This is a genomic window from Geothrix fermentans DSM 14018 (genome assembly GCF_000428885.1).
Classification (GTDB): Bacteria; Acidobacteriota; Holophagae; order Holophagales; family Holophagaceae; genus Geothrix; species Geothrix fermentans.
Map to the genome: position 1 here is coordinate 207,906 of NZ_KE386810.1, position 15,203 is coordinate 223,108.

The 15,203-nt window shown below is 69.8% G+C and carries 13 protein-coding genes; 6 read left to right on the top strand and 7 right to left on the bottom strand.

The window, feature by feature from the left end:
- Nucleotides 1-4 precede the first annotated feature (4 nt).
- Both G398_RS0111485 and G398_RS0111490 read left to right on the top strand, forming a co-directional pair.
- Nucleotides 5-1,165, top strand: coding sequence for a cysteine desulfurase family protein (locus tag G398_RS0111485; protein WP_026853694.1), 1,161 nt, complete (start codon nt 5-7; stop codon nt 1,163-1,165).
- Between the two features lie 112 nt (nt 1,166-1,277).
- Nucleotides 1,278-2,540, top strand: coding sequence for a hypothetical protein (locus tag G398_RS0111490; protein ID WP_026853695.1), 1,263 nt, complete (start codon nt 1,278-1,280; stop codon nt 2,538-2,540).
- Between the two features lies 1 nt (nt 2,541).
- Here G398_RS0111490 and G398_RS0111495 read toward each other — a convergent pair whose 3' ends face one another.
- A complete protein-coding gene (locus G398_RS0111495; RefSeq protein ID WP_026853696.1) occupies nt 2,542-3,516 on the bottom strand; it encodes a YheT family hydrolase in 975 nt (324 codons plus the stop codon).
- A gap of 13 nt (nt 3,517-3,529) precedes the next feature.
- Nucleotides 3,530-4,078, bottom strand: a complete 549-nt coding sequence (locus G398_RS0111500; RefSeq protein WP_026853697.1) for a lipocalin/fatty acid-binding family protein — start codon at nt 4,076-4,078, stop codon at nt 3,530-3,532.
- Nucleotides 4,079-4,251: 173 nt separating this feature from the next.
- Between G398_RS0111500 and G398_RS0111505 the strand changes: the two genes are divergently transcribed.
- On the top strand, nt 4,252-6,504 hold the full coding sequence (locus tag G398_RS0111505) for an NADP-dependent malic enzyme (protein ID WP_026853698.1): 2,253 nt from the start codon (nt 4,252-4,254) through the stop codon (nt 6,502-6,504).
- Nucleotides 6,505-6,596: 92 nt separating this feature from the next.
- Nucleotides 6,597-7,043: a PAS domain-containing protein gene (locus G398_RS18040; RefSeq protein ID WP_052571869.1), complete on the top strand. Its 447-nt coding sequence runs from the start codon at nt 6,597-6,599 to the stop codon at nt 7,041-7,043.
- Nucleotides 7,044-7,048: 5 nt separating this feature from the next.
- Here the strand turns inward: G398_RS18040 and G398_RS0111515 are convergent, their stop codons facing one another.
- The 3 genes from G398_RS0111515 to G398_RS0111525 are packed head-to-tail and all read right to left on the bottom strand — an operon-like array spanning nt 7,049 to nt 10,883.
- Nucleotides 7,049-7,846: a SirB1 family protein gene (locus G398_RS0111515; protein WP_026853699.1), complete on the bottom strand. Its 798-nt coding sequence runs from the start codon at nt 7,844-7,846 to the stop codon at nt 7,049-7,051.
- Nucleotides 7,846-8,337 carry a hypothetical protein gene (locus G398_RS0111520; protein ID WP_026853700.1) on the bottom strand — a complete coding sequence of 164 codons (492 nt, stop codon included), beginning with the start codon at nt 8,335-8,337 and terminating at the stop codon, nt 7,846-7,848. Before G398_RS0111520 ends, G398_RS0111515 begins: the two co-directional genes overlap by 1 nt.
- On the bottom strand, nt 8,334-10,883 hold the full coding sequence (locus G398_RS0111525) for a SpoIIE family protein phosphatase (RefSeq protein ID WP_026853701.1): 2,550 nt from the start codon (nt 10,881-10,883) through the stop codon (nt 8,334-8,336). Before G398_RS0111525 ends, G398_RS0111520 begins: the two co-directional genes overlap by 4 nt.
- A 25-nt stretch (nt 10,884-10,908) precedes the next feature.
- Here G398_RS0111525 and G398_RS20460 point away from each other — a divergent pair, with 25 nt between their 5' ends.
- Both G398_RS20460 and G398_RS0111535 read left to right on the top strand, forming a co-directional pair.
- Nucleotides 10,909-11,655 carry an SDR family oxidoreductase gene (locus G398_RS20460; protein ID WP_169720658.1) on the top strand — a complete coding sequence of 249 codons (747 nt, stop codon included), beginning with the start codon at nt 10,909-10,911 and terminating at the stop codon, nt 11,653-11,655.
- Nucleotides 11,656-11,725: 70 nt separating this feature from the next.
- Nucleotides 11,726-12,394, top strand: coding sequence for a radical SAM protein (locus G398_RS0111535; RefSeq protein WP_026853702.1), 669 nt, complete (start codon nt 11,726-11,728; stop codon nt 12,392-12,394).
- Nucleotides 12,395-12,397: 3 nt separating this feature from the next.
- On the opposite strand, the gene G398_RS18050 is transcribed toward G398_RS0111535, so the two are convergent.
- Together G398_RS18050 and G398_RS0111545 are read right to left on the bottom strand one after the other, a co-directional pair.
- Nucleotides 12,398-13,255, bottom strand: a complete 858-nt coding sequence (locus tag G398_RS18050) for a DUF2911 domain-containing protein (protein ID WP_052571871.1) — start codon at nt 13,253-13,255, stop codon at nt 12,398-12,400.
- On the bottom strand, nt 13,248-15,176 hold the full coding sequence (locus tag G398_RS0111545) for a hypothetical protein (RefSeq protein ID WP_026853703.1): 1,929 nt from the start codon (nt 15,174-15,176) through the stop codon (nt 13,248-13,250). The genes G398_RS18050 and G398_RS0111545 overlap by 8 nt, the downstream gene beginning before the upstream one ends.
- Nucleotides 15,177-15,203: the final 27 nt, after the last annotated feature.

Here is a 15,203-nt window from a genome sequence, read left to right on the forward strand (position 1 = left end):
GTCCATGGACCTGATCTACCTCGACCACAACGCCACCACCGCCCTCGATCCCGAGGCCTTCGAGGCCATGCGCCCCTGGTTCACGGAGCGCTTCGGCAACGCCAGCTCCGCCTACGCCCTGGGCCACCTTTCGGATGGCGCCGTGGTGGCGGCCCGGGAGCAGGTGGCGGCCCTGGTGGGCTGCACGCCCGCGGAGGTCGTCTTCACCAGCGGAGGCACGGAGAGCCTGAACCACGCCTTCCGGGGCGTGTGGGAGGCCTTCCCCGCGAAGCGGCACCTGGTCACGACGGCGGTGGAGCATCCCGCCGTGCGGGCCCTGGTGGCCTGGTGGAAGGCCCAGGGAGGCGAAGCCGCGGATGTGGGTGTGGATGGGGAGGGCCGGCTGGACCTGGCGGCCCTGGAGTCCGCCGTGCGCCCGGATACAGCCCTGGTGGCCGTCATGGCCGCCAACAACGAGTCCGGCGTGCGCTTCCCCGTGGAGGATGCGGCCCGCATCGCCAAGGCCAAGGGCGCCCTCTTCCTGGTGGATGCCACCCAGGCCATGGGCAAGGTCCCGGTGGATGCGGCGGCCTGGGGGGCCGACCTGCTGAGTCTCAGCGGGCACAAGTTCCACGGGCCCAAGGGCACGGGCCTGCTCATGATCCGCCGGGGGGTGCGCCTGAAGCCGCTCATGCTGGGCGGCTCCCAGGAGCGGGGCCGGCGCGGCGGCACGGAGAACGTCCCCGGCATCGTGGGCTTGGGCAAGGCCGCGGAGCGGGCCCTGGCGAGGCTGCCGGAGATGGACCGCGTGCGCGGGCTGCGGGATGCCCTGGAGGTCCGCATTCTCGCGGAGATTCCGGAGGTCCGCATCCACGGCGCGGGCGCGGATCGCCTGCCCAACACCAGCCTGGTGGGGTTCGCCGGGGTCGAGGGCGAGGCGGTGCAGCTGAAGCTGGCGGAGCGGGGCATCTGCGTGTCCACGGGCAGCGCCTGCAGCACGGGCATGCGCGAGCCCAGCCATGTGCTCCGCGCCATGCAGGTGCCGGCGCCCTACGCCCGGGGCACGGTGCGGTTCAGCCTGGGACTGGGCACCACGGAGGCCCAGATCACCACCGTGGCCGAGCTGCTGCCGGGCCTGGTCTCGGACCTGCGGGGGATCTCGGGCGAAAGAGGTCTTGATCGGTAAATTCCATGACGCATCCATATTTATCCTGATTTTGCGGGCTTGACACGTGGTGGCATGATGGTGGGCACTCAGGAGCTTCCAAGCCCCCTCATCCCTCCCCGCGGGGTGCCGCATGGTCATGAACCTGTTCGCGCGATTCACCCGGGCCTTCCGGCCCGCTCCGGCTGAACCTGGCGGGCTGCAGTGGCGGTCGCCGGCCCACCTCGACCGGGGCCGGCTCGGGGAGGCCCGCATGGCCCTGGATGACCGGGGCCGGGGCGTCGCCCTGTGGGAGAACGACGGCAGCCTGTGGACCATGTCCACCGGTCCCGCGGTCTCGCCGGCCCTGGCGCGCGTTCCCTTCGGCGAGGGCGTGAACCCCCGCCTCGCCCTGAATCCCAAGGGGCGGGGCCTCGCGGTGTGGGTGGCCGATCTGGGGGAAGAGAGGCAGGTCCTGGGCAAGATCCTGGGGACGGGCGAGGCGCCGGGGCATGTCCTGTTCCAGACGCCCGGCCTCGTCCGGCAGCTCCAGGTCGTGGCGGACCGCCGGGGCGATGCGCTGGTGGTCTGGCTCCACCAGAAGGTGGGGCGGGTGGAGGCCATGGCCTACGCCTTCGACGCCCGCGGGGAGAACTGGGAGGGACAGCCGATCGTGCTCGGTCTCCCCTCGGATCCGGGGGCGGCCCCCAGGCTCGCCTCGAACAGCCGGGAGCATGCCATGGTGATCTGGGAAGCCCGGGACAGCCTCTTCGAGGGACTGATGGCCAGCCACTACTGGCCCTCGGACCGCATCTGGTCGGATCACCCCGTGCCCGTGGTGGCGCACGAGGCCCACCACCACCAGGTGGCCATGGATGATCATGGGAACGCGCTGGCCCTGTGGATCCACGCCCCCTCCGGGCAGCAGCGGGGCGTCCTGGAGGCCAGCTTCTACGATGTCCAGGCCGGCGAGTGGCGTGAGCCGGACATCCTGGCCACGGCCCACGAGATCTCCACGCCGCGGCTGATCATGAATGGGGACGGCGAGGCCCTGGCGGCCTGGGGCCAGCGGGAGGGCGGGGATGTCTCGCGCCTCTTCTCCAAGGCCTTCCGGGAGCGGGCCTGGGAGGCCGAAGCGGTCTGTCTCGACCACGAACAGGGCCGGTTCCGCGACTACGCCATCGACCTGGGGCCGGATGGGCGGGCGGGATTCCTGGTGGTGCAGCGGGGCGCCGCGGGAGACCAGGTCGCTCTCCGGGTCCGCCAGGGGGACTGGTCGGCGCCGAGGGTCATGGGGGCCGCCCCGGGGGCTACCTGCGGATCGCCCAGGATCGCCATGTGCCCCAGGGGGATGTCCCTCCTATGGACCCAGGGGGTGGGGGCCGATAAGACCCTCGTCCTGGTCGATTCGCACTGACCTACAGGGCGAGCAGTTCCCTCGAGTAGTGGTCCACGGCGTAGGGCAGCCAGCGGCGCCCGGGCAGGTCGCGGCTGAGGTACCCCATGTGGCCGCCGCAGGGCTCGAGGTGCAGGTGTACGGCCGGGGAGGGCTCCGCCTCCGCGGCGTGCCGCCAGGGGATGAAGGGGTCGTCCTTGGCCATGAGGATGACCGTGGGCACGGTGATCCCGGACAGGTGGCGGCGGGCCGAGCAGCGGGCGTAGTAGTCGTCCGCATCCCGGAAGCCCGCGGCCTTCGTGGTGTAGGCGTCGTCGAACTGGCGCAGGCTCATGAGGGGGCGGGTCTGGTAGATGTCTGGCACGAGGCCGTCTTCCACCCGCTGGCGGATGGCCTGGCGGCATCGCTTGATGAAGCGCAGCTCGTAGAGGCGGCTGATCCCCGTGTGGATGGCCTCGGAGCAGGCGCCCAGGTCCACGGGCGGGTTCACGGCAATGGCAGCATCCGGCTGGGCGGCGGGTTCCGGCAGGCCGTTCCCTAGGTTCAGCAGCAGCGCGTTGGCGGAGAGGGAGTAGCCGATGGCCAGCTGGCGCAGGTCCGGGTGCCGCTCGCGCGCGGCCGCGAAGGCCGCCCCCAGGTCGTCGCCGGAGCCGCTGTGGTAGGGCCGCTTGGCCAGGCCCCGCCCCTCGCCGCAGCCCCGGTGATTCACGGTCCAGACATGGTGGCCCTGCTTCCGGGCCAGGGCGATGGTGCGGCGCACGTAGTGGGCCTGGTCGTCACCGCCCAGGCCGTGGAAGACCAGCACCAGCACGTCCGTCTCGCCGGGATAGTGGCGCCCCGCCAGTTGGTCGCCGTCCGGCAGAGGGATGCGGAAGGGGGCGGAGGGGTGGTCCGGCAAGGCCCCGGGCAGGTAGTTGCCCAGGATGGTCTGGAGGTGGCCCGTGGGCGCCCACCAGGGCGGGCGGCAGGGCAGGGGCGGCGGGGCGAGCGGGCGCATGCCCAAGTGTGACTCAGTCGTTCCGCTTGAAGACCAGCTTGAAACTGAAGGGGTTGTCGAGCTTCGGGTGGGTGTAGGTCACCTGCAGGGCCAGCGAGTTTCCGTCCTTCCGCATGGAGTAGACGTACTTCAGCACGTAGCCGTCCCCGGTGACGGTCTGGACCATGGTGGGGCCGTCCTTCGTGAGGGTGGCCTTGAACACGGTGTCGTCGCTGCGCTTCCAGTCGCTCTCGGTGCCGTCCGCGGGCGTGTCGATGGGACGCTCCCTCCCCATGGTCACGGAGAAGCTCTCGCCGGCCAGGATGTCAAGCTTGTTGAAGGGGCGGCAGGCGCCCTGGAGCTTCTTCTTCCAGAAGAGCTTCATGGCGAAGTTCAGGTCCCTGACATGCTCCTCGATCCGCTCCTCGATCTTGTCACTTTGTGAAGCCGCGAGGGTCCATTCGCCATCCCAGTCCACTTTCGCCCCCTTGGCGGGTTCGGCGGTCCCGGCGGCCGGCTTGGGTTTCTGGGCCAGGACCGGAAGGGCCAGGGAGCAGGACAGCATCAGGGCCAGGACGCGCATGGGAACCTCCAGGGGGAGCCTACCCCGACTTTCGGAAGTATTGAAAGCGCTCAAAGTGATCCCTGCAACAAAGAGGGGTATTGATGACCTTGCAGGCAGCATCGTGCAAGGCGAGGTGTAAGCTGGGTGGCATTCAGCCCAAAGACAGGGCACTCAATTCAAGGAGTGTGGCCATGAAACGCAAGCAGGAAGCCCTCGATTACCATTCGCAGGGTCGGAAGGGGAAGATCGAGGTCATCGCCACGAAGCCCTGCTCCACCGCGCGGGACCTTTCGCTGGCCTACTCTCCGGGTGTGGCGGAGCCCTGCCTGGAGATCGAGAAGGACAATGAGCTGGCCTACACCTACACCGCCAAGGGCAACCTGGTGGCCGTGATCTCCAACGGCACCGCCGTGCTTGGCCTGGGCAACATCGGCGCCCTGGCCGGCAAGCCCGTGATGGAAGGCAAGGGCGTGCTGTTCAAGCGCTTCGCCGACATCGACGTGTTCGACATCGAAGTGAACGAGCTGGACATCGACAAGTTCTGCCAGGTCGTGAAGGCCCTGGAGCCCACCTTCGGCGGCGTGAACCTCGAGGACATCAAGGCCCCCGAGTGCTTCGAGATCGAGACCCGCCTGAAGAAGGAGATGAACATCCCCGTCTTCCACGACGATCAGCACGGCACCGCCATCATCAGCACGGCGGCCCTGATGAACGCCTCCGAGATCGTGAAAAAGAAGCTGGGCGACATGAAGGTGGTGTTCAGCGGCGCCGGGGCCTCTGCCATCGCCTGCGCGAACATGATGATCTCCGCCGGCGTGAAGCTGGAGAACCTCTGGCTCTGCGACACCAAGGGCCTGGTCTACACCGGCCGCAAGGAGGGCCTGAACAAGTACAAGGAGAAGTTCGCCAAGCCCAGCGAGTGGCGCACCCTGGCGGACACCATCAAGGATGCCGACGTGTTCGTGGGCTGCTCCAGCAAGGGCGCCCTGACGCCCGAGATGCTCCTGAGCATGGCCAAGAACCCCATCGTCTTCGCCCTGGCCAACCCCGATCCCGAGATCGACTACCCCACCGCCAAGGCCACCCGCGATGACATCATCCTGGCCACGGGCCGCAGCGACTACCCGAACCAGGTGAACAATGTCCTGGGCTTCCCCTTCATCTTCCGCGGCGCCCTGGACGTGCGCGCCTCGGAGATCAACGAGCCCATGAAGCTGGCCGCCGCGAAGGCCCTGGCCGCCCTGGCCAAGGAGGAGGTGCCCGACGCCGTGGTGAAGGCCTACTCCGGCCAGAAGTTCAGCTTCGGCCCCGAGTACATCATCCCCAAGCCCTTCGATCCCCGCGTGCTCCTGTGGGTGGCGCCCGCCGTCGCCAAGGCCGCCATGGAGACGGGCGTGGCCAAGACGCCCATCGCCGACATGACCGCCTACAAGGAGCGCCTGGAAGGTCTCCAGGGCCGCAGCAAGGACGTGATCCGCAACGTCATCCACCGCGCCAAGGCCGCCCCCAAGCGCGTGGTGTTCCCCGAGGGCGACCATCCGCTGATCCTCCAGGCCGTCGCCCAGATGGTGGAGGAGGGCATCTGCACGCCCATCCTCCTTGGCGATCCCGCCAAGGTGAAGGCCGTGGCGGCGGACCACGGCATCTCCCTGACCGGCGTCGAGGTCCTGGATCCCTGCACGGTGCCCTGGCGCAAAGAGGCCGAGGACACCTACCTCGACCTCCGCAAGCGCCGCGGCATCACCAGCTTCGAAGCCAGCCGCAAGGTGCAGGAGCGCATCTACTTCGGCGCCCTGATGTGCCGCATGGGCAAGGCCGACGGCCTCATCGCCGGCCTGACGATGTACTACCCCGAGACCATCCGCCCCTGCCTGGAGATCATCGGCACCCGCAAGGGCGTCAAGCGCGTCTGCGGCGTCTACACCATGGTCCTCAAGAACCGCGTGCTGTTCTTCTCGGACACCACCATGAACATCGAGCCCAGCAGCGAGGAACTCGCCGAGATCGCCCTCCTGACCGCGGACCTGGCCAAGGACACCTTCGGCATGGAGCCGAAGGTCGCCATGCTCTCCTTCTCCGACTTCGGCAGCGTGGACCATCCGCTGGTCCGCAAGGTCCAGAAGGCGGCGGAGCTCGTGAAGACCCAGCGGCCCGACCTCAAGTGCGACGGCGAGATGCAGGCCGACACCGCCCTGGGCGAGGGCATCCTGTCCGAGGAATATCCCTGGGTGGACCTGCCGGGCGGCCCGAACGTGCTGATCTTCCCCGACCTCACCAGCGGCAACATCGGCTACAAGCTGGTGCAGCGGCTGGCGGGCGCCGAAGTCATCGGCCCCATCACCTGCGGCATGGCCGCCCCGGTGCATGTGCTCCAGCGGCACAGCGACATGAACGACATCATCCACCTCACGGCCCTCACGGTCGTGGAGGCGCAGCAGAAGTAGGTGTCAGCTATCAGCTATCAGCTATTAGCTGTCAGTTCGCGGGGGCCTCCGGGCCCCCGCTGCTATGCTGGCCTGCGGCTCCTGGAGGGACGATGGCGGATGTGCTGTGCGCCTGGTGTGGCACCCTGATCGGGCAAAGCGAGGCCGAGCACTCCCACGGCATCTGCCGAAGCTGCTACCGGGAGTTACGTGGCATCCCGGACCTGTCCGAGTCCGAACTGGATGGCCTGCCCTTCGGCGTGATCGTCCTGGCGGAGGATGGGACCATCCTGGCCTACAACCTCGCGGAAGGCGGGCTGTCGGGACGCGAGCCCAGCGCCGTCATCGGGAGGAACTTCTTCACGGAGATCGCGCCGTGCACCGCCGTGCAGGCGTTCCAGGGCGCCTTCCACGAGTTTTGCAGAAGGGGCGAGGATTCCCGGACCTTCCACTTCACCTTCCGCTTCCCGGAGGGCCCGGTCCGGGTGCAGATCGTCTTCCTGCACCGCGGGGCGGATGTGGTCGTCGCCGTCCGGAAACGGGCCGACCAGGGCGCCTGAGCGCCCTAGCCGGGGGATTCCAGCTGCTGCAGCCAGGCCTGGATCTCGGGGTCCTGGTCCGGGCTGAGGCGCAGGACCTCGCGCAGGTCGGCGAGGGCGGGGGCGGGCTCATCCCGCTGGAGGTGCACGAAAGCGCGCTCCTTGTGGGCCCGGGCATCGCCGGGGTCCAGCAGGATCAGGTGGGTGGCCGTCCACAGGGCCTCCTCCCAGTCTTCGGCATGCATGAACCGCAGGTGGAGGTTACGCACCAGACGGATGAGGATCTGGCGATCCGCCGCGGGCTTCAGCATGTCGGGGTGGAAGGCGATCCGGCCGGCGCTGGCGGCTTTCACCAGGGCGGCGCCGCCCTCCTCTTCCACGGCGCGTCCGCGATTGAAGGGGTCGAAGCACAGCAGGCCGGATGACGTGCGCAGGGCGGTGATGAAGTGGCCAGGAAGGCCCACACCCACTGCGTCGAAGCCCATGCGGCGCGCCAGGTCGATCCACAGGATGGAGAGGGAGATGGGCAGGCCCTTGCGGCGTGCCACCACGGCCGGGAGCAGGGCGTTCAGGGGATCGTCGTAGGTCTCGCGATCCCCGTCGAAGCCGAGCTCCTCGAAGAGCAGGTGGTTCAGCGCCTCCAGGGCCCGGTCCGTGTCCCAGGGGAGGGGCATGCGCCCTGCGAGGGTGAAGGCCCACTCGTTCAGCTGCATGACCACCGAGGCGGGATCAGGATCCTCCAGGGCCGGGGCCACGGCGTGGATGGCGCCTTCTGCCAGGCTCCGGCACTGCGGATCCAGGCGGAGGTACTCGAGCAGGGACATCAGCCCCTCCGGCGGATCACCGAGCGGGCCACCAGGGCCACGGCCACCAGGGCCACGGCGCCCCAGGCCCAGTTCATCCAGGAGCTGGTGGCCGCCTGGACCTTCTTGGCCTCCTCGGCCTTGCGGGCGTTCTCTTCGATGGAGAGCTTGGACTGGGTTTCGCGGGCATCCTTCACGGCTTTCTGGGCGGACTCGCGGGAGGCCTGGAGCTCCTTGGCCGCGGCCTCCTGCTCCTCCTGGATGCCGAGGACGGCGACGTGCGTGTGGGGGGCCGGTTTCACGGGTCCGCTCGCGGGCACCGCGTCCACATCATCGCTGTCGGAAACGGCCCCCTGGCCGTAGTCCAGGGACTCCGCAAGGGCCTGGATGTCGTCGCGCAGGCCCTGCAGCACCTGGTTCTGGCGGTGGAGCTGCACGCCCTGGAGCCAGAGCATGAGCAACTGGAGGGCCAGGAAGGCGGGGATGGTCCATCGGAGGGCGGGGCGGGTCATGGGTGCTCCCTTCCCAGGATAAACAGAGTCCGGTCATCCCGGTTCTGGGTATCGAAAGACGCTACATCCCGGAAGACCGCCTCGCAGGCCGCCCGGGGGCTCCCCGTGCCCCAAAGGCGGCGGAGCTGGGCGCAGAGGCGGGCCGCGCCGTAAAGCTCGCCTTCCTTGTTCATGGCCTCCGAGAGGCCGTCACTGTAGAGCACCATCCAGCCCTTCGGGGGCAGCACGCCCTCGACCACCTCCCAGTCGCCGGGACCGGCGGGGCGCAGGCCCAGGCCACGGCCGTGGGGGGTCATCTCCGTGGAGCAGTCCTCGGCGACCCCCTGAAGCATGAGGGCCCCGGGGTGGCCGGCCCGGGCCAGCCGGTAGTGCCCATCCTCGTTCCACTCGAGCAGGACCAGGGTGAGGAAGCCCCGCTGGCCCAGCAGTTGGCGCAGTGTGTGATCCAGGGACCCCAGCATCTCCTCCAGGCCCTGGTCCTCCCGCTGGGTGGCCTGCTCCAGGAGGGCCGTAGCCTGGGCCATGTAGAGGGCGGCGGCCAGGCCCTTGCCGCAGACGTCGCCCACGGCCGCCAGCCAGTTCCCGCTCGGGCGGCGCTTGACGAAGAGCAGGTCCCCGCCGGTCTCCAGGGCCGGCTCCAGGCGCAGGGCCACCTGGAAGCCCGGGATGGGCGGCAGGTGCGAGGTGACAAGCCCCTCCTGGATGCGCCGGGCAGTCTCCAGCTCCTGGCTCAGGCGCTCCTGGGCCAGGAGCCGCTGGTGCATCACCGCAGTCTCGAGAACCTGCCCGCCGGCCAAGGCCACCTCCCGCAGCAGCTCGCGGTCCTCGCGGCCGTAGTTCAACTCCGAATACTTGCCGCCCAGGAGGACGGCGCTGTGGGGATGGTCGCCGGCGAGGATCAGCAGGAGCAACTGGGCTTCCAGGGCATCCACATGGGCCCGGAGACCCTCGCCCTGCTCGCGGATCCAGTCGGCCTCCTCGCTGCCCAGGCCCAGCACCAGCTCGCGATTCTCCCTGGCCAGGCGCAGCAAGCCCGGGGGAAGCCGCAGAGGCTGGGGCTGGAACTGCACGCGGCGGTCGTCCCGGTCCATGGTCTCGGCGGCGGGCAGGAGGATCTGGCGCGACTCGATGGGCACCACCTCCAGGAACTGGGGCTGGAAGGCTTCGCCCAGGGCCTTCCGGAGGGACTTCAGCAGGGCTTCCTCGCTGAAGCGCTTCCGGGGCTCGCGCACGGAGCGCAGGGCGATCTCGCGGGTGCTGGCGAAGTCCCTCCGGAAGCGGCGGCGGATGCCCTTCAGGAGCTGCCGCAGGGTCCATCCCAGGGGCAGGGCCAGCAGGCCGATGAGGGCGCCCGCCCAGCCCGGCGGGATGGACGAGAGATGGGAGAAGGACCAGGCCAGGCCGCCCAGGTACCCGGCGATCGTGAGCGCCAGGATGGCCATGTAGCTCACCCACCGCAGCAGCACCTTCCGCACCTCGAAGAGGCCGTGGCGGAAGATGGCGAAGGCGAAGCTCAGGGGCAGCAGCGGCACCGGCAGCATGAAAATGAAGATCTGGCGGCGGAAGATGAGGCTGTTGCCGTACCGGGCCCGGAGCACTGTCCAGGCCAGCAGGTCCAGGCAGAGCGCGGCCGCCACGATGAGGGACGGCAGAAGGGCCCGGCGCAGCCGCTCGTGGGTCCGGAACGTGCCCACCAGGAAGAACCCCAGGCCTGCCAGCGCCGCCCCGACGTAGAGGGGGATGGGGTAGTTGGTGAGGAAGACCCGGAGGAGGCCCTGCAGAGGCGCGCCGGACGGGGTCCGGAAGCTGCCATCGCTGAAAGTGCCCCAGAGGGTCAGGAGGAACTGCACCAGGGCCACGAGGGCGAAGCTGCCGTAGATGGCCTGGAGGAAGCGCCGGTTCTTCCGCAGGTGGAAGGGGTGGGGGAAGCGCAGGAAGAAGTGGATCCACAGGGGCGGAAGCAGCGCCGCGGTGATGGAGGCCATGAGGCCCAGGAGGATGCGGAGGCCCACAGGCATATTGAGGCCCGCTGTGGCCCCGGACATCAGGAGCGCCGTGGCGGCCAAGTAGAAGAAGTGGCGCGAGGTCTTGCGTTCAGGCGCGGAGAGCACCACCAGCAGGCTGATGGCCCAGGCCAGGAGCCCGTTCAGCAGGAGGGCCAGCTGCTCCAGGTCCAGGGGCTTCACCAGGCGCAGGGGTAGCAGGATCTGGCGGCCCTGGCGCTTCACCGTGTAGATGAGGATCGTGCCCTGGGACTTGGCGTTGATGAACCGCTGGGCCTTCAGGGTGCCTTCCAGGGTCGGCTCGAAGGTGCGGCCCTGGATCTTCACGAGCTCGTCGCCCTCCAGCAGGCCGGCCTCCTCGGCCACGCCCTCGGGCAGGATCTCCCGGATGACGATCTTCCCGTTCTCCACCACCCAGGAGCACTGGTCGTCCGAGGCCGCATACACCCACTGGTTCAGGCCGAAGGAACCCAGGGCCAGCACGAGGCAGGCCAGGCTGATCCACAGCAGGCGCCACCGGATGCGTTTGAGGTAGGGGTTCATGGGACCTTTGTGGAAGAATGCCCCGATGGAGCGGATCTCGCGGAAAGGCAGGCCCTGCTGGGTGCTGGTGGGGGGAAGGCGGCGCCTGGGGCGGGCCCTGGCGGAGGATCTGGCCCGGGATCACGACCTGGTGCTGACGAGTTCAGGACCATGGGAGGGTGAGTCCTGGGTGGCTGGCTTGTCGGGGAATTCCAGGATCCGGACGCTTGTATGGAATGCTGAGAGCCCGGAACTGAGTTCCCGCATGATGGCAGATCTTGAGACGTTGGCGTCGGATGGCTGGGGGATTTCCGGCGCCGTGGTGCTGGCCGGAACCTTCCCCGAGCAGCCCTTCGGCGCCTGGACGGCGGAATCCCTTGATGCTGCCTGGCGCATGAACCTGGGCTTCCCCTTTCTCTGCGCCCAGGCCCTGGCGCCCCACCTGGCGCAGAGTCCCTCGGGGGATGCCTGCCTCCAGTTCCTGCTGGACACCTCCCTCCACCACCCCTGGCTGAAGCGCCTGCCCTACAGCGCGGCGAAGGCGGGCCTCGCCACGCTGGTGCCGGGCCTCGCCCAGCTGCTGGGTCCCCGGGTGCGGGTGGTGGGCCACGCCCTGGGCACCATCCTGCCCCCGGAGGGCAGCGACGGCGGCTTTCTGGCGGAACGCACCCTCCTCAAGCGGATCGGGGAGCCCGCGGACCTCTGTCGCGCCGTGCGCTACGCGGCCGACAGCCCCTTCCTCACGGGCGAGATCCTCACGCTGGACGGGGGACGGCGCTGGGTGGATCGGTAGCGGTCCTGGCGCGCTCGCGGCATGGCGCGCCCGCAGGAGAGGCGGGCACAATGGGAACGCCAGGTGAGGGATGAAGTTCAAGGTCAACGAGGTGTTCCATAGCATCCAGGGGGAAGGCGCCCGCATCGGGCGGCCCTGCCTCTTCATCCGTCTGACGGGCTGCCCGTTGCGCTGCGCCTACTGCGACACCGAGTACGCCTTCTACGAGGGCGCCATGCGGACCCTGGAGGATCTCCTCGCGGAGACCCGCCAGCGGCTTGGTCCGCCGAGGAAGGGGCCCAGCGCGCCCTTCGTGGAGCTGACGGGCGGCGAGCCCCTGGCACACCCCCACGCGCCCGACCTGCTGCGGGCCCTGCTGGGCCTGGGCCATGAGGTGGCCCTGGAAACGGCCGGCAGCCATGATCTGGCGCCGGTGCCCCGGGAGGTCATCAAGATCGTGGACCGCAAGACCCCCGGCAGCGGCGAGGCCCACCGCTGGCTGGAGTCCAACCTGGATCACATGGTGTCCGGCCAGGACGAGCTGAAGTTCGTGCTGTGCGACCCGGCGGACTACGAGTGGGCCCGGGCCTGGTGTGCGGAACGCCGGGTGTGGGACCGCCTGGAGGTGCTCTTCAGCCCGGTCTGGGGGAGCCTCGACCCCGCCTGGCTGGCCGAGAAGGTCGTGGCCGATGGCCTGCCCGTACGGGTCCAGATGCAGCTGCACAAGGTCATCTGGGGGGCGGACCGGAAAGGGGTCTGAACCCTACTTGGGGGTCTTCCAGGCCACCAGCTCCTTCTCCAGGTTCTCGGTGTACTCCTTGGGCGCCTTGCCGCGGGAGAGGTCGATGGCCTTCTGGAGCTGGGTCAGGGCCTCTGGCATCCGCTTGGCATCCCGGGCGATGCGGGCCGCGGTTTCGTGGTTCCAGAAGCTCTCCCCGGCCTTGAGGCTCTTCTCGATCCAGGCCTGGGCCTTCTGGGGTTCGATGGCCTGGTCCTGGCAGTACTTGGCGGCCTGGTACCAGGGCACCCAGTCCGTGTCCGGCGCCTTCTTCAGCGTGTCCTCCAGATGCGCCCAGTAGATGGCCTTGGTGTCGAACGCCACGGGAAAGCTCACGCGGAGGTTCTCCCAGCCCAGCTCCACCGTGGCGCGGCTGGTGTCGAGGGGGACCACGCGGTAGTCCAGATACTCGAGGTAGGGGCCGGTCTGGGGCTGGGCCTCCCAGCGCATCAGGTCCTCCTCCGGCTTGTACTCGTAGGCGCCCCACTGCTTGGCTTTCCGGTTGAGGATGAGGGTCCAGGTCTTCTCGCCGGGGATGGCGAAGAAGCCGTAGGTGCCCGCGGGCACGGGCTTCCCGGCCACCTGGGCCGCATGGCTGAAGGTGAGGGTGGTGGCGGTGTTGGCGCCGGCCCGCCACACCTGGCCGAAGGGTACGAGGCCACCCCAGACCTTGCGGCCCTTCACGGCCGGCCGGGCGAAGGCGACCTCCACCCTGCTGATGCCGATCTCCTGGGACACGGTGCAGGCCGGGCTCACCCGCAGCGGCGTGAGGCGCACGGGGGCGGGCTTGTCCTGGGCGCCGAGACTGGTCGCGAGCAGGGCGGTGAACAGAAGGCTACGCATGAGAGTCTCCGGGGACGCGGCTGTCGAGGGTAGCACCCCGGCGGGGCGGAAGGAGGAAGCGGCCCGGGTTCCGGTTGAAGGCCCGGAGGATCTCCAGCCAGAGGCGGCGGCTGGCCCGGCCGCTGAGGTCCCGGGCCCGCAGGGCCGTCCAGAGCGCCAAGGCGAAGGAGACCGCGAAGTTCAGGATGCCGATGAACCCGATGCCCGCCAGGCCCCAGAGGGCGTCCTTCCAGACCAGGGCCCCCTCGGACCAGAGTGTGGCCGCGCCCAGGGCCAGTGAGGCCGCCTGGAGGGTGACGTGGCGCACCTCCGCGTGGATGCCCGCGAAGGCGAAGGCCATGGGCACGAAGACCAGCAGGGCGCCCAGCGCCGTGTAGCCCGCGAAGCCCGCCAGGTGCCGGTGGATGAAGCGGCCCAGGGACTCGGCCCCGTGGGCGCCGAACCAGGACCGCAGGCGGTGGTTCTGGGCCAGGGCCTCCGGGAGGCACCGGTAGGCGCTCCAGTTGGCGGTCCAGCCCGCCGCCAGGCTGGAGAGCCAGAGCAGCACGCCGGTGAGGGCCGCGAAGACCAGCGTCCAGCCGTGGAAGGGATGGGTGCCCTGGACGGCGTGCAGGGCGGCCTCCCGATCCAGGGGTGCATGGCCCGTCAGCTGGACCCAGGCCAGGATGATGCCCGTGGCCACCGGCATGGTGGCCAGCACGTTGCCGAGGGTGGCGATGGCCTGGGTGCGCGTGATGGCCGCCACCAGCTCCACCTCGCGGACTTGGCCGTCGTTCTCCTCCAGGGCCCGGGCCAGAGCCGCCGCGGTCATGGCCGGCTGCTTGGAAGCCAGGCTGAAGCCCATCAGCTGCATGAGGCAGAAGCTGACGGCGTAGTTGGAGGTCAGCGAGGCGCCCAGGAGCAGCGGCGCCAGGGGCAGGACGGACAGGCTGACCTTGAGCAGGGCCGTGCCCGCCGTGAGGAGGCCGCCGCCCGCGGCGGAGCGCCCCATGGCCCACCACTCGGAGCGGTTCCGCGCGATGTAGTGCTCGCCGGTCTCGCCGGTGTGCTCCACCACCTTGCGCGCCAGCCGCTTGACCGTGGTGCGCAGCAGGTTCAAGAGCCCGTGCTGGGCGGCGCTGCCCCGCACCAGCTCGGCGGCGAAGGCTGGGCCGTCCCCGCGGCCCGCTGCGAAGTCCAGGAGCTGGGCGATGCGCGCCAGCTGAGCCTCCAGCAGCTCGAGGCGGAACACCAGGTCCGTGGACACGCCCCGATCGTCCAGGCGGGCCTGGGCCTGGGCCAGGGTGGCCGTGCAGGCGGCCCGGCAGGCCTGCCAGGCGATCCGCGCCCCCGGGTCCGAGGGCCGCTCCCCGGCATCGTGGACCATGCGGGTGAGGTGGAAGAACGGGGACTCGGCGTCGCTGCCCTCGGGATCCAGGGCCAGCAGGTCGCGGGAGAGCCCCACGGCCGCGGCCCGGTGGGCCAGCAGTCGGGCCGCGTGGGCCCAGATCTCCGGAGGCGGGGCCAGCAGCGCGCCCCAGGTGGCCCGCAGGTCCTCGGGCAGGCCCTCGATCCAGACGGCATCCGCCTCGTCCAGGTCCAGGCGGTCCAGCAGGGCATAGAGGTCGCCTTCGGGATCCAGCCGCGGGATGACGCGGTCCACGATCCGCAGGAAGCCCTCGCCCATGAGGGTGGTGCGGTCCGGCAGGCCTGTCTCCGCCAGGAGGCGGATGGCCGAGGCGTGGTTCCAGGCCTCGGTGAGGGCACCCGTCTGCCCGCGGAAGACCAGGGCCGCATGGAGGCGCCGGAGCCGGGTCGTACGCCGGGCCTCGCCGTCCACCGAATCCACCGGGGAGGCCTCGAGCAGCCAGCGCAGCAGGGACTCCAGCCTCGGCGCGCCGTTGCTCAGCAGGTCATCCAGCCTGGGGTCGGAAAGCAGCATCGAGACTCCGGAGGAGCCCCCAGGGTG